The 17,993-nt window shown below is 70.1% G+C and carries 18 protein-coding genes; 9 read left to right on the top strand and 9 right to left on the bottom strand.

All coding sequences use genetic code 11. The annotated features are described in order from the left end of the window. Window positions 1-26 precede the first annotated feature (26 nt). The 4 genes from ACWGIC_RS31060 to ACWGIC_RS31045 all read right to left on the bottom strand — a co-directional run bounded on the left by ACWGIC_RS31060 (window position 27) and on the right by ACWGIC_RS31045 (window position 1,687). Entirely contained in the window at window positions 27-194 is a 168-nt protein-coding gene (locus tag ACWGIC_RS31060) for a hypothetical protein (protein WP_452079460.1), read from the bottom strand. Between the two features lie 78 nt (window positions 195-272). Then, window positions 273-713: an SRPBCC family protein gene (locus ACWGIC_RS31055; RefSeq protein ID WP_452079459.1), complete on the bottom strand. Its 441-nt coding sequence runs from the start codon at window positions 711-713 to the stop codon at window positions 273-275. 177 nt (window positions 714-890) lie between these two features. Next, complete coding sequence (locus ACWGIC_RS31050; RefSeq protein ID WP_354734829.1) at window positions 891-1,067, bottom strand: CsbD family protein; 177 nt, start codon at window positions 1,065-1,067, stop codon at window positions 891-893. A 128-nt stretch (window positions 1,068-1,195) separates the two neighbouring features. After that, a complete protein-coding gene (locus ACWGIC_RS31045) occupies window positions 1,196-1,687 on the bottom strand; it encodes a hypothetical protein (RefSeq protein WP_452079458.1) in 492 nt (163 codons plus the stop codon). A gap of 318 nt (window positions 1,688-2,005) precedes the next feature. Here ACWGIC_RS31045 and ACWGIC_RS31040 point away from each other — a divergent pair, with 318 nt between their 5' ends. Beyond that, window positions 2,006-2,470 carry an ATP-binding protein gene (locus tag ACWGIC_RS31040; protein WP_452079457.1) on the top strand — a complete coding sequence of 155 codons (465 nt, stop codon included), beginning with the start codon at window positions 2,006-2,008 and terminating at the stop codon, window positions 2,468-2,470. Between the two features lie 56 nt (window positions 2,471-2,526). Here the strand turns inward: ACWGIC_RS31040 and ACWGIC_RS31035 are convergent, their stop codons facing one another. Genes ACWGIC_RS31035 through ACWGIC_RS31020 form a run of 4 tightly spaced genes read right to left on the bottom strand, consistent with a single transcriptional unit; the run spans window position 2,527 to window position 7,086 of the window. Further along, on the bottom strand, window positions 2,527-3,987 hold the full coding sequence (locus ACWGIC_RS31035; RefSeq protein ID WP_452079456.1) for a glycoside hydrolase family 3 protein: 1,461 nt from the start codon (window positions 3,985-3,987) through the stop codon (window positions 2,527-2,529). Beyond that, complete coding sequence (locus tag ACWGIC_RS31030) at window positions 3,984-4,814, bottom strand: carbohydrate ABC transporter permease (protein WP_452079455.1); 831 nt, start codon at window positions 4,812-4,814, stop codon at window positions 3,984-3,986. The genes ACWGIC_RS31035 and ACWGIC_RS31030 overlap by 4 nt, the downstream gene beginning before the upstream one ends. Continuing rightward, a complete protein-coding gene (locus ACWGIC_RS31025; protein WP_452079454.1) occupies window positions 4,811-5,797 on the bottom strand; it encodes a carbohydrate ABC transporter permease in 987 nt (328 codons plus the stop codon). The genes ACWGIC_RS31030 and ACWGIC_RS31025 overlap by 4 nt, the downstream gene beginning before the upstream one ends. Continuing rightward, window positions 5,794-7,086 carry a sugar ABC transporter substrate-binding protein gene (locus ACWGIC_RS31020; protein ID WP_452079453.1) on the bottom strand — a complete coding sequence of 431 codons (1,293 nt, stop codon included), beginning with the start codon at window positions 7,084-7,086 and terminating at the stop codon, window positions 5,794-5,796. Before ACWGIC_RS31020 ends, ACWGIC_RS31025 begins: the two co-directional genes overlap by 4 nt. 636 nt (window positions 7,087-7,722) lie before the next feature. On the opposite strand from ACWGIC_RS31020, the gene ACWGIC_RS31015 reads away from it, so the two are divergent. The 4 genes from ACWGIC_RS31015 to ACWGIC_RS31000 are packed head-to-tail and all read left to right on the top strand — an operon-like array spanning window position 7,723 to window position 11,532. Continuing rightward, window positions 7,723-9,021 carry a GH25 family lysozyme gene (locus ACWGIC_RS31015; protein WP_452079452.1) on the top strand — a complete coding sequence of 433 codons (1,299 nt, stop codon included), beginning with the start codon at window positions 7,723-7,725 and terminating at the stop codon, window positions 9,019-9,021. Between the two features lie 59 nt (window positions 9,022-9,080). Beyond that, a complete protein-coding gene (locus tag ACWGIC_RS31010) occupies window positions 9,081-9,446 on the top strand; it encodes a YrdB family protein (RefSeq protein WP_452079451.1) in 366 nt (121 codons plus the stop codon). 51 nt (window positions 9,447-9,497) lie between these two features. Then, window positions 9,498-9,932: a hypothetical protein gene (locus ACWGIC_RS31005; RefSeq protein ID WP_452079450.1), complete on the top strand. Its 435-nt coding sequence runs from the start codon at window positions 9,498-9,500 to the stop codon at window positions 9,930-9,932. Window positions 9,933-9,942: 10 nt separating this feature from the next. After that, window positions 9,943-11,532 carry an acyl-CoA synthetase gene (locus ACWGIC_RS31000; protein ID WP_452079449.1) on the top strand — a complete coding sequence of 530 codons (1,590 nt, stop codon included), beginning with the start codon at window positions 9,943-9,945 and terminating at the stop codon, window positions 11,530-11,532. A 73-nt stretch (window positions 11,533-11,605) separates the two neighbouring features. On the opposite strand, the gene ACWGIC_RS30995 is transcribed toward ACWGIC_RS31000, so the two are convergent. Further along, window positions 11,606-12,256, bottom strand: a complete 651-nt coding sequence (locus tag ACWGIC_RS30995) for a S1 family peptidase (RefSeq protein ID WP_452079448.1) — start codon at window positions 12,254-12,256, stop codon at window positions 11,606-11,608. Between the two features lie 323 nt (window positions 12,257-12,579). On the opposite strand from ACWGIC_RS30995, the gene ACWGIC_RS30990 reads away from it, so the two are divergent. The 4 genes from ACWGIC_RS30990 to ACWGIC_RS30975 are packed head-to-tail and all read left to right on the top strand — an operon-like array spanning window position 12,580 to window position 17,857. Next, window positions 12,580-13,521, top strand: coding sequence for an ABC transporter permease (locus ACWGIC_RS30990; protein WP_452079447.1), 942 nt, complete (start codon window positions 12,580-12,582; stop codon window positions 13,519-13,521). Beyond that, window positions 13,518-14,519 carry an ABC transporter permease gene (locus ACWGIC_RS30985; protein WP_452079446.1) on the top strand — a complete coding sequence of 334 codons (1,002 nt, stop codon included), beginning with the start codon at window positions 13,518-13,520 and terminating at the stop codon, window positions 14,517-14,519. Before ACWGIC_RS30990 ends, ACWGIC_RS30985 begins: the two co-directional genes overlap by 4 nt. 19 nt (window positions 14,520-14,538) lie before the next feature. Next, entirely contained in the window at window positions 14,539-16,227 is a 1,689-nt protein-coding gene (locus ACWGIC_RS30980) for an ABC transporter substrate-binding protein (protein WP_452079445.1), read from the top strand. 4 nt (window positions 16,228-16,231) lie between these two features. Beyond that, window positions 16,232-17,857 (top strand): dipeptide ABC transporter ATP-binding protein, encoded by a 1,626-nt coding sequence (locus ACWGIC_RS30975; protein WP_452079444.1) that lies wholly within the window; start codon window positions 16,232-16,234, stop codon window positions 17,855-17,857. Window positions 17,858-17,993 lie beyond the last annotated feature (136 nt).

Raw genomic sequence — 17,993 nt, 5'->3', positions numbered from 1 at the left:
CGGTGCCGACCCGGTAGCCGGGCGGCTCACCGACGTTTTCGGCGACGGCACGCGGCGACGATCGGCACGGCCAAGATTCCCAGTGACAGCACGATGATGAGGACGATGCCCACGACGTCCCCGTCCGGCAGCAGGGGCCGGACCACGAACGTGTAGACAGACCACCAGGCCGCCAAGAGGAGCGCTCGCGCCACAAGGACACGTCGTGGGTGCCCCTTGATAAAAGCCACGGTCGCTCCTGCTCTCCGCCCCGGCGTGAAGCGCCGACGTGGTCAGCGGGCTTCGATGACGGTCCGGAACTGCTCAGCGGCCCGCTCGACCTTCTTCTGCGGGTCGGCGAGCAGCGACGCGACCGCTTCTCCCAGTTTGCCCGCCGGGGGCTGGTATTCAAGGGAGATCTCGACGCCGGTGCGGCCGTCGCCCTTGTCGTCGAAGCGGACGACCCCGGCGTTGCGCACGTCCGGGTCCGCGTCGTCCACAGTCGTCCAGGCGATCTTGCGCGGCGGCGCGTCCTCGGCGATCCGGGCTTCCCATTCCACTGTGGACCCGGCCGGTCCGGCGACCTTCCAGCGGGTGCGGGTCGCGTCGTCGTCCAGCGCCTCGACCGAGCGGACGTCGGAGAACAGTTCCGGCAGCCGCGTCAGGGGCCACCACCAGTCGTAGCAGGCCTGGGCGGGAGCGTTGACCTCGACGTAATGCGCTGCAGCAGCCATAGAGCCTTTCCTTGAGTGTCCGGGGAGTCTTGCCGAGTTCTCCGGCTACCCGGCGGGCCGGGGGAGCAAACGCCGCGGTCCGGCCGAGGCCGTCGAGGCTCCGCGGCGCGGCGAACACGACTCTCGCGAGAATCGGCGGCCGGAACCGAAGTCCCGGCCGCCGATTCGCCGCGAGTGTCAGTCCTTCACGCCCTTGACGGCGTCCTTGACCTTCTCTCCGGCCTGCTTGAGCGCGCCTTTGGCCTGCTCTGCCTTCCCCTCGGCCTGCCACTGCTCGTTCCCGGTGGCGTTGCCGAGCGCTTCCTTGGCCTTGCCCTTGATTTCCTCGGCCTTGTTCCCGGCGGTGTCGCTCATGTCGATAACCTCTTCTCTTTTTCCAGTGTTTTGCGGATTCCTCGTGAAAAAGAGACCTCGGCAATAGACCCGGTGCGGATCGGACCCGGTTACCCGCGTCCTGCCGCCTTCAAACCGGCGGCCGCCGGTCAGTGGCGAGCCTTCGCGGCCGCGATGTACTGGCTGGCTTCCGGGAGGAAAGACAGGACGACGCCGAGCACGGCGAAGGCGGCGCTGACGTAGCCGACGACGGTGGTCCGTCCGGCCAGCAGGGAGACGACCTGGAGGGCGGTGAGCACCGTGAGCACGATCCGGGCCCAATTGCGTCCCGCGCGCAGTTTGAACGCGAACAGCAAGTGCAGCAACGAGAACGCGATCGCGAGCACCGCTCCGGCGACGACGCCGATCGTCACCGCCTGGTCGATCTGGGCGTCGGTGAGGCGCGTGGCGTTCTGCGCGTTCGCTCTTCGCATCGCGTCGGCCACCGCGTCGCGCGAGAAGAACAGGAACACGGCCGCGGCGACGCCGACGAGCATCGCGGCGACGAATGCCCAGAACGCGCCGGTGATCGCTGCCGGGCGCGGCGGGCGATCGGCGGGAGTACCGGAGGAGGGGGACGGGTAAGCAGGCATTTCAGTCATGGGAAAAAGGTGGCACAGCGCGTTGGGCCCCGCACAGCAAAGAGCGGGAAAAACGCGGGGAAACCGGGCTGCGGGAAACTCGGGGCGCCTTTGCCGGGTTTGTGGTTTGCCGTCTCTGGTCAGCGGGCATCCGGCCCCTGAAAGGCTGGGGAGAGATCTCGGGAGGACAGCACCGGGGGCCGATGCTCGCCACGGCGTGAGTCCTGAGACTGGAGCGGGCGGCCGCACGGGCGGGCGCCTTTCCTTCGCCTGGCAGTACCGAGACCGGCATCGAGCACTCGCGGACGGGCGCAAGGCAGGTGCGGGAGGAGGCCAAGCGTGACCGTGGACGAGTTTCAGCACAGTCGCTTGCCCGCCGGAGCAGCGTCGCCGGGGGAAGCTGGCACCGCCGCCACGGCGGGTGCGCGGCTGAGCTTGAAGTTGGACCAGGATTTCACGACGCTGCGGAGGATCCGGGACCAGGCGGTCGCGTTCGTGCGCCGCCATCGCCCGCGCGCAGGCCCGGACGCGGTGGCTGACGTGCGCCTGGTGCTCGACGAGATGGCCTGCAACGCGATGCGGCACGCGCGTCCGCCGTGCGAGCTGGCGTTGTCGTTGCGCGGGGACCGGATCCTGATCGAGGTGTCCGACTCCCTCTCCGACCTCGCCCGGCCTCGGGAAAGCTATGCGGGCGGCGGGCGCGGCCTGGCGCTGGTCGACGCTGTCGTCGACCGGTGGGGCCAGATCTCCCGGTCCGGAGGGAAGACCGTGTGGGCTGAGCTGGCCCTCGGGCCTTCGTCGTAAGCCCGCCGTCGGTGAGGAGAACCCCGAGGGAATCAGGGTTCCCCTCACCGACAGTGTCAGGAACGAGCCAGGTACTCCGCCGCGGCGCGCAGGCTCACGTAGGAGCCGCTGAAGGTGTCGATCCGCGGTCCCGGACCGGTCTCCGGCCCGGGAACCCCGGTTTCGACCCGGATGTAGTCCACAGTGGACAGTCCGGCCATGAACTCCCGCACCGCCGGATGGCGGTGCGCCTCCCGGGTCACCACCACGACGCTCTCCGCCGACGCGGCCTCCGCCAGGACCGTCGAGACGTCGTCCGGGGACACTGACATCGTCCGCGTGCCCGGGACCAGTTCCGCCAGGTGCGCCCCCAGGCCCCACGGCATCGGCCCGGCCGCGATGCCCGGTTCGGTCTGCACGTCCACCACCAGCGACTGACCTGTGAGCTTCGGCGTGCCGGTGATCCGCAGGGCGGCCCGGGCGGCGGACAGGCCGAGCGAGTAGTCCACCGGCTGCACCGTCGCCGGAGCGGGGGAGGTGCCCAGCGAAGCGGTCCGGGCAGCGGCATCGGCCAGCCGTTCTAAGGAAAGCCGCCCTTCGGCCACTGCCGCGGCGATCGCCTCCGCGGTCCGGTCCAGCGTCTCCGCGTCGAATGCGGCCCCGCCGAGGCAAAGCGCGTCAGCGCCGCCGAGCAGCGCACGGACGGAAGCCTCGCCGAGACCGTCGTGCCGCCCGTACGCCCCGGAGACAGCCCCCATCTCCAGCGCGTCGGTGATGACCGCACCGGTGAAGCCGAGTTCGCCGCGCAGCACGTCGACGAGCGCGGTCCGGTTGAACGTCGCCGGTTCGCTGCCCCATTCGGGCACGACGAGGTGCCCGGACATGACTGTCCGGACGCCCGCCTCGATCGCCGCGGCGAACGGGACCAGTTCGACCTCCCGCAGCTCGGCCGGGGTCCGCGGCAGCACCGGCAGAGAGAGGTGCGAATCCTCGGTCGCCGCGCCGTGGCCGGGGAAGTGCTTCGCGCACGCGGCGACGCCGTACTTCTGCATGCCGGTGACGAATGCCGCCACGTGCGGCGAGGCCGCCACCGGGTCCGAGCCGAACGCCCGCACGCCGATGCCCGGATCCTCCGCGGCGAGCGTGAGGTCCGCGCACGGCGCGAGGTTCACCGTGACCCCGCACGCCGCCAGCCGCTCGCCGAGAGCGGCCGCGACGGCCGCGGTCAGCTCCGGATCCCCGGCCGCGCCCAGTGCGAGCGGGCCGGGCACGAACGAGCCCTTGCCGACGTCGAGGCGGGTGACGTCGCCGCCTTCCTCGTCGATCCCGACGACGACGCCGTCCCGCTCGGACCGCAGCGCGGCGGTGAGCGCGGCGACCTGTTCGTCGTCGACCACGTTGCGGCCGAACAGGATCACGCCGCCGAGGCCCTCGGCGAGGCGGCGGCGCACCCAGTCCGGCGCGGTGGTTCCGGCGAATCCGGGCAGCAGAACGGCTTCGGCGAGCCGCCGGGGTTCGGACAGGTCAGCCACCGTCATCCCTTCACCGCGCCGGCGGTCATGCCGGACACGAGTTTCCGTTGCACGATCAGGAAGAAGATCACCGCGGGGATCGCGTAGATCACCGACGCCGCCATGACGCCGCCCCAGTCGATCGAGAACGCCGTCTTGAACGACGACAGCCACACCGGCAGCGTTTGCTTCGACTGGTCCCGCATGAACACCAGGGCGAACAGGAATTCGTTCCACGCGGTGATGAAGCTGAACACCGACGTGGTCACCAGACCGGGGCCGAGCAGCGGCAGCGTGACCCGGCGGAACGCGCCGACCCGGCTGCATCCGTCGATCATCGCGGCCTCTTCGAGGTCGTACGGGATGCCGTTGACGAACCCGTAGAGCATCCACACGGTGAACGGCAGCGACGTCGCGAAGTACACCAGCAGCAGCGACGGCAGCGTGTTCAGCAGCCCGATGTCGCGCATCAGCAGGTACATCGGGATGAACAGCGCCGAGAGCGGGGCCAGCTGGGCGACCAGGATCAGCAGCAGGAACCCTTTGCGGCCGCGGAAGCGGAAGCGGGCCAGCGGGATCGCCGCCAGCACGCCCACGATCAGCGCGGCCAGCACCGCGCCGAGCGTCACGATCAGGCTGTTGCTCAGATACGTGACGAACCCGGGCTTGGTCAGCGCCGACGCGAAGTTCGACAGCGTCGCCGAGGTCGGGATCAGGTCGTACTTCGGCGACAGCACGTCGCCCGGCGTCTTCAGCGACGTCGTGAACATCCAGTACGTCGGGAAGAGGAACAGCAGCGCCACGAAGACGCCGGCGATCGACACCAGAATCCGGGCGGGCAGGGACTTTTTCACGCGATCTCCCCGTCCTTCGTCCGGACCAGCAGCTGCACGTACCGGCCGGTGACCAGCAGGAGCAGCACGAGCATGATGGTGGCGATGGCCGCGGCGGAGCCGAAGTGGCTGCCCGCGATGCCCTTGAGGTACTGCAGGATCGCCAGGGTCGTGCTCGCGCCGTCCGGGCCGCCCTGGCGGATGGCCCACACCTGGGCGAACATGTTGAAGTCCCACAGCATCGACAGGAACGTCACCATGGTCAGGATCGGCCGGATCGCCGGCCAGCTGACCGCGCGGAACGTCTGCCACGGCCCGGCCCCGTCGATCCCCGCCGCCTCGTAGTGCTCGCGCGGCACGCCGATGAGGCCCGCGTAGAGCGTGAACGCGACGAACGGCACGGCCTGCCACAGCACCAGCAGCCCGATCACGACGAGCGTGCTCGTGCCGCTGGAGAACCACGAGTATCCGATGAAGGAGTGGAAGCCCAGCCGGTCCAGGGTTTTGTTGAGGATGCCGTACTGCTGGTCGAAGATCCACTGGAACACCGTGGTGGTGGCGATGACCGGCACCGCCCACGCGAGCACCAGGGAAATCTGCACGAAGATCCGCAGCACCGGGTGGAGATGCCGCATCAGCACCGCGATCAGCAGCGCCACGAGCAGCGTCGCGGCGACGAGCGCGCCGGTGAAGAGGATCGTGCGGATCGCGACTGCCCAGAACTCGGGGTCGGACAGCACGTCGGCGTAGTTCTTGAAGCCGATCCACACCATCTTGCCGGTCACCAGCTCGCGCAGGTCGAGCTGGCGCAGGCTGATGCCGAGCATCTGGACGGTGGGCCAGCCGAGCAGCACCAGCACGGCGGCGAGCGCGGGCAGGATCAGCAGGTACGGCATGAGCCGTTCGCTGAACCACCCGGTGCCGCGCCGTCGCGCCGCCCCGACGTGCGCCGATGCCGGCGGGGTCGCCCCCGCCGGCATCGGCTTGTCCTTCGTCGCGGTCATCCGCCGATGATCTTGTCGAGGGCAGTGTTCGCGTCGGCCGCGGCCTGGTCCAGGGTCTTCTTCCTGGTCAGGTAAGCGGTCAGCATGTCCTTCAGCGGGTTCTGGCCGGACTCGACCTCGCCCCACTTCGGGCTGGCCGGCATCGCGTGGCCGTCCTTCGACGCCTTCGCCATCACCGCGCCCAGCGGGTCCTTGTCGAGCGCGCTGACGTCGGTGGAGGTGCCCGGCACGTAGCCGCCCGCGGCCAGCTGCGTCATGTACTTGGTGCTGGTCAGCAGCTTCAGGTAGTCCTTCGCGAGGTCCTGGTGCTTGCTGTTGAGCGGGACGACCAGGTTCGAGCCGCCGAGGAACACCGGCGCGCCCTTGCCCGCGGTCTTCGACGGGATCGGGAACGCGCCGGTCTTGGCGGCGATGCCCGGGTCGGTCTTGGCCGCGGTCGCCACCTCGTTCGGGGTGCCGATGAACATGGCGACCTTGCCGCCGCCGTAGATGCCCGCCTGCTGCGGGGTGGCCTCGTCGTTGTCCTTCGGCGCGGTGGTGCCGGAGGTGTCGACGAGCTTCTTGTAGAACTCCACGCCCGCCTTGGCTTCCGGCGTGTTCAGCGACGCCTTGAAGGTCTTGCCCTCGCCCTTGGCGATGTCGCCGCCGTTGTCCCAGATGAACGACGACAGCGCGTACCAGTTCTGGCCCGGCAGGTACAGCGGCTGGAACTGCGGGTCGCTGCCGAACTTGGCCTTCAGCTTGGCGATGGCGTCGAGCCACTCGTCGTTCGAGGTCGGCGTCTTGGCGATGCCGGCCTGCTCGAACATGTCCTTGCGGTACATGACGACGCGGTTCGCGGCGTAGAACGGCACGCCGACGGTCTTGCCGTCGTACTGCCCGGACGCCTTGAGCCCGGCCAGCCACTGCGAGCCGTTGAGGTTGTTGACGTCGGCGGAGAGGTCCTGCAGCACGCCCTGCGCGGCGAACGCCGGGGTCTGGGTGTTGCCGACCTCGATGACGTCCGGCGGCGTGTCGCTCGCCAGCGCGGTGGTCAGCTTCTGCTGGATGCCGTTCCACTGCTGGATCTGGTAGTCGACCTTGACGCCGGGGTGAGCGGCCTCGAATTCCTTGTTCAGGGCGGAGGTCAGGCTGTCCGGCGCGGAGCCGGTCATCAGCCAGACCGTCAGCTTGCCGTCCTGCGCGCCCCCAGCGCTCGAGGCGTTCTCACTCCCGCCGGAGCCGGCACACCCGGCCGTGGCGAGCGTGATGGCGGCGGCTCCCGCCGCCAGCTTGAGCCAGCGCTTCACGTGTTTCGTCCTTTCGGTGCCCGGTCGGCAGCGACCGGGGCTGAATGACAAATGGTGTAGACCAATGTCCTGCAGGGTGGTCCGGACCACAGCCGGTGTCAAGCCGGTTGCCAAGATGTTGCGAAGACGGCCGCCGGGTTGACCCTGCGTGTCCGCACGGTTACCGGCACTGTGGCGAAAAGTGCTGGTAGAGGCGGGATTCCGCAGTGCGGGCAAGGGTTTCCGGCGCGAGGAAGTTGTTCGTGAACGCCTCGCCGGGCCGGGCGTGCCGGGTCCGCGAACGGGTCCCGCATCGCCGACTTTCGGCCCTGGCGCGAGACGGCGCGGGCGGAGTCGCCGCGAGTTCGTTGTCCGGTCGGCGGCGGTGCGCTTCAGCGGAGAGCCGGTCACCCGCTGCGAGGGGTGGCGGGCCAGTGACCCGGGGTGGGTGAGTTTCGTCCCGGCCCGCTCCGGCCGCACCCACGGTGACCTGGCAAAACCTCGTGTGTACCAGGCGTCACATCACTCCCAGTGGTTTACAGGCGTCCCGCGTGTCACACACACTGGGGCACGCCCAGGTGATCCGGCGCCGATCTTGGGGAAGAGAAGCGGACGGCCGGAGCGCTCCCAGGGCGGAAAAAGAAGAGGGAGTGGAAGATGACGGGCTCCGGGCGGATAGCGGCTCGGGCGGGTGCGGTCGTCGCGGCGGCAGCGGTGGCTGCCGCCGGTGCGCTGGGGCTGCTGCACGCGCCCCAGGCGGTGGCAGCGCCCGCCGAGGTGCCGGGCATGGACGTGTCCGGGCATCAGGGCAATGTGGACTGGAAAGCGGCCTGGAACGCCGGCGCGCGCTTCGCGTACGTCAAGGCGACCGAGGGCACCGGGTACCGAAACCCGTATTTCGCGCAGCAGTACAACGGCTCCTACGACGTCGGGATGATCCGCGGCGCGTACCACTTCGCGCGGCCGGACGTGTCCGACGGCGCGACGCAGGCGGACTATTTCGTCGCGCACGGCGGCGGCTGGTCCGCGGACGGCCGCACGATGCCGCCGATGCTGGACATCGAGTACAACCCGTACGGCTCGACGTGCTTCGGCCTGTCGAAGCCGGCGATGGTGTCGTGGGTGAAGTCGTTCTCCGAGCGGGTGCACGCGAAAACGTCGCGCTGGCCGATGCTCTACACCACCACCGACTGGTGGAAGACCTGCACCGGCGACTCGGCGGCGTTCGGCGACACGCATCCGCTGTTCATCGCCCGGTACGCGCAGAGCGCGGGTCCGCTGCCCTCGGGCTGGCGGTACTACACGATCTGGCAGTACTCGGACTCCGGCAACAAGCCGGGCGACCAGGACTCGTTCAACGGCTCGATGGAGCAGCTGATCAAGCTCGCCGGGGGAGAAGCCCCGAAGAGCGAGGCCCCGGCCCCGCCGAAGCCGACCACGTCGACCAAGCCGCCGACGTCGGCCAAACCGACCACGAGCGCGCCGCCGAACTCCTCGGCGACCAAGACTCCGACGAAGACGCCGACGAGTTCGGCCACGACTTCGCCGACCACGACCACGAAGGCAAGCCCGACGACGTCCTCGTCGACGAAGCCGCCCGCCTCCACCTCGTCGACCGCGGCGAAGAAGGACATCAGCGGTCTCGTCTGGGCAGGCGGCAAGCAGGCGAACCCGCCGGGGTCTCTGTCGGACGCCAAGCACGCCGATTCGCTCACCGCCCGCGTCCACGAGGTCGCGAAGGTGACGCCCAAGGCCCCGGCTGCACAGAAGACGGCCCCGCAGAAGGTCGCGGCCAGCCAGCCGAAGCAGGCCGCGGCGGCGGAAGCCAGCCAGCCGAAGCAGCAGGCACTGGCGAAGACCGGCGTGAACACCCCGCGGCTCGCCGTGTTCGGCGCGGCGCTGCTGGTGTTCGGGGCGATCCTGATGACGCTGTCGCGGATGGTGGCGCGGCGCTGATTTCCGGCCGGGTCCGCACTCCGCGCACGGAGCGCGGTCCCGGCCGTTAGGCTCCCCGCGTGACCACCACTCGACCCGAATTGCGCGGTTTCCCCGGCGCGGTGCTCGTCCTCCGCTTCCTGACCGAACTGGCGCTGCTCGCCGGTCTCGCGGTCGCCGGTGCGCGGCTCGGCGGGAGCGTGTTCCTCGACATCCTGTCCGCGGTGCTGTGGCCGGCGCTGGCCGCGGCGATCTGGGGGCTCGTGATCGCGCCCCGGGCCAAGCGGCGCAGCCCGGAGCCGACACGGTTTTTCCTGGAGGCGGCGCTGTTCGCGGTGGCCGCGCTCGGGTTGATCGCGTCCGGGCTGCTGGTCGCGGGCATCGTGCTCGGCGTCGCCGGGATCGCCGTGGCGGTCGCGGTCCGGGTGTGGGCGAAGGACGGCTGAACGGGCTTTCCCGAGGCGGGGCCGGTCCCGCCTCGTCTCCGTACAGTGCGCATGGACTTTCGCACTGCTGCCCGGACGGTGTTCGTGCCGGTCGTGCTGAACGCGACCGGCTCCGGTTCGCTGAAGCAGGTCACCTACACCTTGGACGGCGCGGCCAAGGAAACCGGGCCGATGCCGTGGCGGCAGTCGCTCACCGTGCCCGCGGACGGGCAGCCGCACCAGTGGACGCTGGAGATCACCTATTCCGGCGCGAGCGGCCGCGTGGAGATGTATTCGGTCGTGGACGGCGAAGAATCCGAGCACAGCGCGAGCGGTGGCGGCGTCGGGCATCTGGTAGTAGACGGCCAGCCCGATGCCGCTGGTGCCTCCGCACGCGACCGCGGCGTCGGTCCTTCGATCTCGTCCACGAGCCTCTCCCCGGGTGTGCCCGGAAGCCTGCCGAGAGTCGCCGCCGGTCCTGCTTGCGCGCGCGGCGCCGGTGGATGAGACTCCGGCTATGCCGAGCCCGTTCAGCGCCGAAACGGCGGATGCGATCCAGCACGCCCGCCAGCATTCCGTCGGGGATCTCCTGCGGCGCACCGCGTCGCGCCTCCCGGACAAGCTCGCGATCGTCTCCGGGGAGCGCCGGGCGACCTACCGCGAGTTCGACGCGGCGGTCAACCGCTGCGCCCACCGGCTCGCCGAACGCGGTCTCGCGAAAGGCGACCGGCTCGCGCTGCTCAGCCACAACTGCTGGGAGTACGCGGTGCTCGTGTTCGCCACGGCCAAACTGGGCGTGGTGCTGGTGCCGGTGAACTTCATGCTCGGCGCGGAGGAAGTCGCGTTCATCCTCGGCCACGCCGGGGTGTCCGGGATGATCGCCGAGGACACGTTGCTCGACACCGCGGCGGAGGCGTTGAAGCGCGCGGGCCGCGCGGACGTCCTGCGCGGGCGGATCGGCGGCAGCGGCGGCGAATGGGAAAGCGTCGCGGACTGGATCGACCAGCCCGGCGACGAATCCGCTCCGGCCGTGCTCGTGGCGGACGACGATCCGCTGCGGCTGATGTACACCTCCGGCACCGAATCGCGGCCGAAAGGCGTGCTGCTGTCGAGCCGTTCGCTGATCGCCCAGTACGTGTCGGCCGCGATCGACGGCGGTATGACCGGCGACGACATCGAGGTGCATTCGTTGCCGCTCTACCACTGCGCGCAGCTGGACTGCTTCCTGTCGGTCGACGTCTACCTCGGCGCGACGAGCGTGATCCTGCCCGGCCCGGACCCGGCGGCGCTGCTGGCCGCGGTGGAACGCGAACGCGCGACGAAGCTGTTCGCGCCGCCGACGGTGTGGATCTCGCTGCTGCGCCACCCGGCGTTCGACACGACCGACCTGTCCAGCCTGCGGAAGGGCTACTACGGCGCGGCGGCGATGCCTGTCGAAGTGCTGCGGGAACTCGCGCGCCGCCTGCCGGACGTGCAGCTGTGGAACTTCTACGGCCAGACCGAAATGGCTCCGCTCGCGACGATCCTGCGCCCGCACGAACAACTCGCGAAGGCCGGGTCGGCGGGCCGGGCGTCGATCAACGTCGAGACCCGGATCGTGGACGAGGACGGCCGCGAGCTGCCGTCCGGCGAGGTCGGCGAGATCGTGCACCGCAGCCCGCACGCGACGCTCGGCTACTACGAGGACGAGGAGAAAACCGCCGCGGCCTTCGAAGGCGGCTGGTTCCACTCAGGCGACCTCGGCGTGCTCGACGACGAGGGCTATCTCTCCGTGGTGGACCGGAAAAAGGACATGATCAAGACCGGCGGCGAGAACGTCGCGAGCCGCGAGGTCGAGGAAGCGCTGTACCTGCTCGACGGGATCGCCGAGGTCGCGGTGTTCGGGGTCGCGCACCCGCACTGGATCGAGGCGGTCACCGCGGCGGTCGTGCCGCGCGAGGGCGTCACGCTCACCGAGGGCCAGGTGCTCGCGCATGCCCGCGAGCACCTGGCCGGATACAAATGCCCGAAGTACGTGGTGTTCGTGGACGCGCTGCCGAAGAACCCGAGCGGGAAAATCGTCAAGCGCGCGCTGCGGGAGGGGCACGCGGACCTGGCGCAGTCCTGAACGTTCCGAACCGTTTCTGCCGTCCGTGAGGGGAACCCTGAGGGAATCAGGGTTCCCCTCACGGACCTGAAGCTCAGGCGAGCGTGGCGCCGTAAGCAGCGAGCACGGGCGGCAGCGGCTGGAAGAAGCTGACCTGGCTGTTCCCGCCGGACAGCACCCCGTAGCCGACCCCGGCGTAGAACAACGGGCCGCCGCTGTCGCCGCTGTCGACCGGGATGTCGGTGGCGATCGTCCCGACGACCAGCTTGCCGTCGCCGTAGTTCACGGTCTGGTTGAGGCCGAGGACCTTGCCGCAGGTCTTCTTCGTGGTCATGCCGCTCTTGCACACCAGCTGCCCCACCTGCGGGGTGCCCGCGCGCAGGATCCGCTGGGTGCTGCCGTCGTAGAGGTCGACCCTGGCGTGCCCGGAGCCGGACGGGTCCTGGACGCGGCCGTAGTCGGTCACGGGGAAGCGGGTGTCGACGTTGGGCCCGATGTCTTTCCAGTCGAGCCCGTGTTCGGTGCAGTGCCCGCCGGTGAGGATGTACCGGACGTCTTTGACGAGGATCGCGAAACCGGCGGAGCAGTAATACGGCTCGCGGCCGGGGCCCGGCGAGACGGTGTACATCGCGTCGCCGCCGTTCACCGCCGCGGTGACCGCCGAGGCGGGCGGGCTGACCAGCAGGGCGGCCGCGGCCGCGGAAAACAGCACCCCGGCCAGCTTGCGGAGCGAGCAGCGAGACATCGGCGGGTCCTTCCGTCCACAGGAGACTGACTAAGTGCGGCTAGTCCAGCGCCGGGCGTGCGGCGGCACAAACGGAGTCAGCCGACCGTCCCGGGACTACGTCCGAACGGGTGACAACAAGGGTGGCCGGACTGCTGTCCGCACGGCACACTGAGCCGGGCCGCCGGACCGCTGGTGACCTGCGCGAACGGGGCGCGCCCGCGGAGAGAGGGGGACAGCGGCGGCGTCTCACGATCCGGGACGGGCACCGCCGTCGTGGTGAATTTCCTTCGGGTTCTTTACTGTCACGTCGTCAAGTAACGCTGAATCTGCATAGGGAACCGTTGTCCGACATCCTGTCGCCGGGCGGCGCCCCGGTTCCGGCGGCTGCACCGGCCTCCCGGAGCCTGTGGCGCGCGCTGCGGCACGACCGCTGGGCCCAGGCCAGCGCGGTCGTCATCGTGCTGGTGATCGTCACCGCCCTCGCGGCTCCATTGCTCGCCCTGATCGAGGGCCAGGATCCGTACACCTACCACACCGAACTGCTGAATCCGGCCGACGGAACCGGCGCGGGATTCCTCGGCGGGATCAGCGGAAGCCACTGGTTCGGCGTCGAACCGCTGACCGGACGGGACCTCTTCGCGGTCGTCGCGTACGGCGCGCGCACGTCGTTCCTGATCGGGCTCGCCGCGACCGCGGTGTCGATGCTGCTGGGCGTGCTGCTCGGGGCGAGCGCCGGGTACGTCGGCGGCTGGTGGGACACCGTGGTGAGCCGGGTGACCGACGTGCTCCTCGGGTTCCCGCAGCTGATCTTCATGATCGCGCTCGGCGCGGTCGCCCCGCAGTCGATCCCGCGGCCGCTGCTGCTGATCGCGGTGATCGGCCTGTTCGGCTGGCCGCGCGTGGCCCGGGTCGTCCGCGCGCAGACGCTGAGCCTGCGCAACCGCGACTTCGTCCGGGCGGCCCGTGCGCTCGGCGCGGGCGGCGCGCACGTGTTCCGCCGCGAGCTGCTGCCGAACCTGTGGGCGCCGATCATCGTGCTGGCGACGGTGAGCATCCCGGCCAACATCGGACTGGAAGCCGCGCTGTCGTTCCTCGGCGTCGGCATCCCGCCGCCCACGCCGAGCTGGGGCCGTTCCATCAGCGACGCGATCAACTGGGTGCAGACCGATCCGATGTTCCTCATTTTCCCCGGCGCCGCGCTGTTCGTCGCGACGCTGGCGTTCAACATGCTCGGCGACGGGCTGCGCGACGCGCTCGACCCGAAGACGGCGGTGCGCCGGTGAACCGCACTCTGCGTTTCGTGGGCATCCGCCTGCTGGGCATGCTCGGCGTGCTGCTCGTGGTCAGCTTCGCCACCTTCGCGGTGTTCTACCTGCTGCCCACCGACCCGGCCTACATGTCCTGCGGCAAGCCGTGCACGCCGGAGAACCTCGCGCTGGCGCGGGAGTTCATGGGCTTCGACAAACCGTGGATCCAGCAGTACTTCGACTTCCTCGGCGGCATCTTCACCGGTCGCACGTTCGGCACCGGAGTGACGGCGATCGTCTGCTCCGCGCCCTGCTTCGGCTATTCGTTCCAGCAGAGCGAACCGGTGCTGGCGCTGATCGGGGACCGGCTGCCGATCACAGTCTCGCTGGCCATCGGCGCGTCGGTGATCTGGCTGATCGCGGGCGTCGCGACCGGTGTGTTCTCGGCGCTGCGGCGCGGGAAGTTCGCCGACCGGGCGGCGATGACGATCACGCTCGCCGGGGTGTCCGCACCGGCGTATCTGGTGGGGCTGCTGGGAATTCTGCTGTTCGGCTTCACGCTCGACGTGGTGCCGGTGAGCGGCTACGTGACGTTCGCGCAAAGCCCGGTCGACTGGGCGTGGCACCTCGTGCTGCCGTGGCTGGTGCTGGCGTTCATCAACGCCGCGGTGTACGCCCGGCTCTCGCGCGGCCAGATGCTCGAAATCATGGGCGAGGACTTCATCCGCACCGCGCGGGCGGTCGGCCTGCCGGAGCGGACGGTCGTCGGGAAATACGCGCTGCGCAACGTGTTGCTGCCGGTGGTGACGGTGTTCGCGGTCGACCTCGGCGCGCTCCTCGGCGGGGCGGTGATCACCGAGCGGGTGTTCGCGCTGCCGGGGCTCGGCGGGCTGCTCGTCGACGCCGTGCACCAGGTGGACCTGCCGGTGCTGATGGGCGTCAGCCTGTTCGCCGCCTTCTTCGTCGTCCTCGCGAACTTCGCGGTGGACGTGCTCTACGGGGTCCTCGACCCCCGCGCTCGGCTCGGTTCTTGAGAAAGGGAACGGAAAAACCATGGATCGCAGGGACTTCCTGAAGGCGCTGGGCATCACCGCCACGGTCACCGGAGCCGGGGCGTTCCTCGCCGCGTGCAACGCGAACGAGCAGTCCGGCGGCGGGGGAGCGGTGTCGGTGTCGTCCGGCGGGACGCTGTACATCCTCAGCGACACCACGACGCAGCACCTCGACCCGGCGAAGAGCCAGAACCTGGCGATCACCACGATCAGCCTGATCCACCGGCGGCTCACCGCGTGGAAGACCGCCGCGGACGGCCCGGCCACCGTGGTCCCGGACCTCGCCACCGACACCGGCCGGGCGAGCGCGGACGGCAAGACGTGGACCTACACGCTCAAGGACGGCCTGAAGATGGCCGACGGCACGCCGATCACCAGCGCCGAGATCAAATACGGCATCGAGCGGTCGTTCGACTCGGCGTTCTCCGGCGGCCTGAGCTACCACAAGAACCTGCTCGCCGGCGGCTCCGACTACAAGGGCCCGTTCAAGGGCGGCGAACTGGCGTCGATCGAGACGCCGGACCCGAAGACCATCGTCTTCCACCTGGCCCGCCCGTACGGCGACTGGCCGTGGATCGCGAGCATGCCCGCCTTCGCCCCGGTGCCGAAGGGCAAGGGCACCGACGCGACCTACGACACGAAGCCGGTCGCGTCCGGCCCGTACCAGGTCGAGTCGTACCAGAAGGGCGTGCAGGTCAAGTTCGTCCGGAACCCGAACTGGGACGCCAAGACCGACCTGGCGCGCACCGGCCTGCCGGACGCGGTCGTGATCCAGATGGGCCAGGACACCGGCGTCGTCGCGAAGCGGCTGCTGGCCAGCCAGGGCAACGACGCGTTCGCGTTCGGCTCGTCGTTCGTGAACCCGGCGCAGCTGGCGCAGATCCGCACGAACCCGGCGGCGAAGAACCAGCTCGTCACGTCGAAGTCGGGTGCGCTGGCCTACCTCGCGCTGAACACCAAGCGCGGCCCGCTGGCGAATCCCAAGGTGCGCCAGGCGTTCCAGTACGCCGTGGACAAGACCGCCTACCAGGTCGCCGCCGCGGGCAGCGCGGACCTGGCCGGGCCGATCGCCACGACGCTGATCACCGAGGGCATCGCCGGGCGCGAGGTGTACGACCTCTACCCGGCCCCGCCGTCGGGCGACGTCGCGAAGGCGAAGCAGCTGCTCGCCGAAGCGGGTTTCCCGAACGGCATCGACAATCTGGACTTCCCGGTGTCGACGGCGAACAACGAGGCGGACAAGGCGCAGGCGATCCAGGCCGCGCTGGAGCGCGCGGGGATCCGCACGAAACTGCGCCCGATCGACGACGAAGCCTGGACGACGCTGGTCACCGGCAACGACGGCAACTACGACCTGACCCTCGGTTCGTGGCAGCCGGACTTCCCGAGCGCCAACGCCAACATCGAGCCGTTGTTCGGCACCTCGGAGATCGGCAACGGCGGGTACAACGAGTCGCGGTATTCGGTGCCCGAAGTGGACGCGCTGATCGCGCAGGCGCAGGGCACGGTCGACCCGGCCGCGGCCGGGAAGCTGTGGGCCAAGGCGGACAAGCGGATCATGCAGGACTCGCCGGTGGTCCCGCTGATCTACACCCGCAACTCGTTCCTGCACGGCGCGAAGGTCGGCAATTTCGCGATCGGCGCGTTCCCGGCGTATCCGAACTACCTCCAGATGGGCCTGGCGAAGTAATCCCGTGTCCGAGCAGCTGCTTTCCCTGCGCGACGTCTCGATCCGGTTCGGCGGGGCCTCAGCGGGCCCTGCCGTCCGGGACGTAACGTTCGACGTGCGCCCCGGCGAGGTCGTCGCCCTCGTCGGGGAATCCGGTTCCGGCAAGTCGGTCACCGCGCTGTCGCTGCTCGGCCTGCTGCCGGACACCGCGACGGTGACCGGTTCCGCGGTGCTCGACGGCCGCGATCTGTACACAGTGGACGGTGCGGAGCTGCGCGCGGTGCGCGGCGGCGAGATCGGCATGGTGTTCCAGGAGCCGATGAGCGCGCTGAACCCGGTGTTCCGGATCGGCACGCAGCTCGTGGACGCGGTCCGGGCGCACCGGAAGGTGTCGCGGGCCGAGGCGCGGGAGCGGGCCAGGGAACTGCTGGGACTGGTCGAATTGGACGCTCGGCGGGTGCTGCGCGCCTACCCGCACGAGCTGTCCGGCGGTCAGCTGCAGCGGGTGGTCATCGCGATCGCGCTGATCCACGATCCGAAGCTGCTGATCGCGGACGAGCCGACCACCGCGCTGGACGTCACCGTGCAAGCCGGGATCCTGCAGCTGCTGCGGTCGCTGCGGGACCGGCTCGGCACGGCGATTCTGCTGGTGACCCACGACATGGGTGTGGTCGCGGACGTCGCGGATCGCGTGGTGGTGCTGCGCGACGGCCAGGTGGTCGAGCAGAACACGGCGGCCGGGCTGTTCGCTTCGCCGCAGGCGGATTACACGCGGGAACTGCTGGATTCGGTGCTGTCGCTGGGTTCCGCGCCCGCCGCCGCGGTGCGGCCGGCGTCGGCTCCGCTGGTGTCGGTGACGGATCTCGAGGTGACCTACCGCGTCGGCGGCGGCGCCCCGCCGGTGCGGGCGGTCGACGGGGTGTCGCTGACGATCGGGACCGATGAAGTGCTCGGGCTCGTCGGCGAGTCCGGTTCGGGTAAGAGCACGATCTCGTCGGTGCTGACCGGTTTGGTCGCGCCGTCGGCGGGCTCCGTGCAGATCGGCGGCGTGGATGTCGCGCGGGCGTCGGCCCGGCAGCGGCGGGAGATCCGGCGGCAGATCGGGATCGTGTTCCAGAATCCGGCTTCCGCGCTCAACCCGCGCGCGACGATCGGCGCGAGCATCGCCGAACCGCTGGTGGTGCACGGCGAACGCGGGGAGCACCGGGAGCGGGTCGCGGAGCTGCTCGCCGCCGTGCGCCTGGACCCGGACTGGAGCGGCCGCTACCCGCACGAGCTGTCCGGCGGGCAGCGGCAACGGGTCGGGATCGCCCGCGCGCTGGCGCTGCGGCCGCGGCTGCTGATCGCGGACGAGCCGACGAGCGCGCTGGACGTCTCGGTGCAGGCTTCGGTGCTCGACCTGCTGGCGGACCTGCAGCGGGAACTGGCGTTCGCCTGTCTGTTCATCAGCCACGACCTGGCGGTGGTGGAGCGGGTGGCGGACCGGGTCGTCGTGCTGCATCGCGGGCGGGTGGTCGAGGAGGGCCCGGTGGCGTCGGTGCTGGGCTCGCCGCGGGAGGACTACACGCGACGGCTGGTCGCCGCGGCGCCGGTGGCGGATCCGGAACGGCAGCGGGAGCGGCGGGAGGCCTGGCGCGCGCTGTCCGGCTGACCGATGAGTTTCCGCCCTTCCGGGAGTCGGTACGGAAAACGGAAGGGAATCTCAATGATCGTGTCAAGCGGCCGAGGTGATCGGCTGTGGGGCGGTCGGGGTGAAGCGCCGTCCGTCGCGCAGCAAGGCCCAGAGC

This window comes from Amycolatopsis sp. NPDC054798, assembly GCF_053611505.1.
Note: the sequence above shows the minus strand (reverse complement) of the source record. Positions and strands in the feature narration are given on the sequence as shown.

Bases quoted from the DNA above. Each gene is read 5' to 3' on its own strand.
- ACWGIC_RS30995 (WP_452079448.1), bottom strand. From the start codon at position 12,256: ATGTCTCGCTGCTCGCTCCGCAAGCTGGCCGGGGTGCTGTTTTCCGCG.
- ACWGIC_RS31015 (WP_452079452.1), top strand. From the start codon at position 7,723: ATGACGGGCTCCGGGCGGATAGCGGCTCGGGCGGGTGCGGTCGTCGCG.
- ACWGIC_RS31025 (WP_452079454.1), bottom strand. From the start codon at position 5,797: ATGACCGCGACGAAGGACAAGCCGATGCCGGCGGGGGCGACCCCGCCG.
- ACWGIC_RS31000 (WP_452079449.1), top strand. From the start codon at position 9,943: ATGCCGAGCCCGTTCAGCGCCGAAACGGCGGATGCGATCCAGCACGCC.
- ACWGIC_RS31045 (WP_452079458.1), bottom strand. From the start codon at position 1,687: ATGACTGAAATGCCTGCTTACCCGTCCCCCTCCTCCGGTACTCCCGCC.
- ACWGIC_RS31035 (WP_452079456.1), bottom strand. From the start codon at position 3,987: ATGACGGTGGCTGACCTGTCCGAACCCCGGCGGCTCGCCGAAGCCGTT.
- ACWGIC_RS31055 (WP_452079459.1), bottom strand. From the start codon at position 713: ATGGCTGCTGCAGCGCATTACGTCGAGGTCAACGCTCCCGCCCAGGCC.
- ACWGIC_RS30980 (WP_452079445.1), top strand. From the start codon at position 14,539: ATGGATCGCAGGGACTTCCTGAAGGCGCTGGGCATCACCGCCACGGTC.
- ACWGIC_RS31050 (WP_354734829.1), bottom strand. From the start codon at position 1,067: ATGAGCGACACCGCCGGGAACAAGGCCGAGGAAATCAAGGGCAAGGCC.
- ACWGIC_RS31005 (WP_452079450.1), top strand. From the start codon at position 9,498: ATGGACTTTCGCACTGCTGCCCGGACGGTGTTCGTGCCGGTCGTGCTG.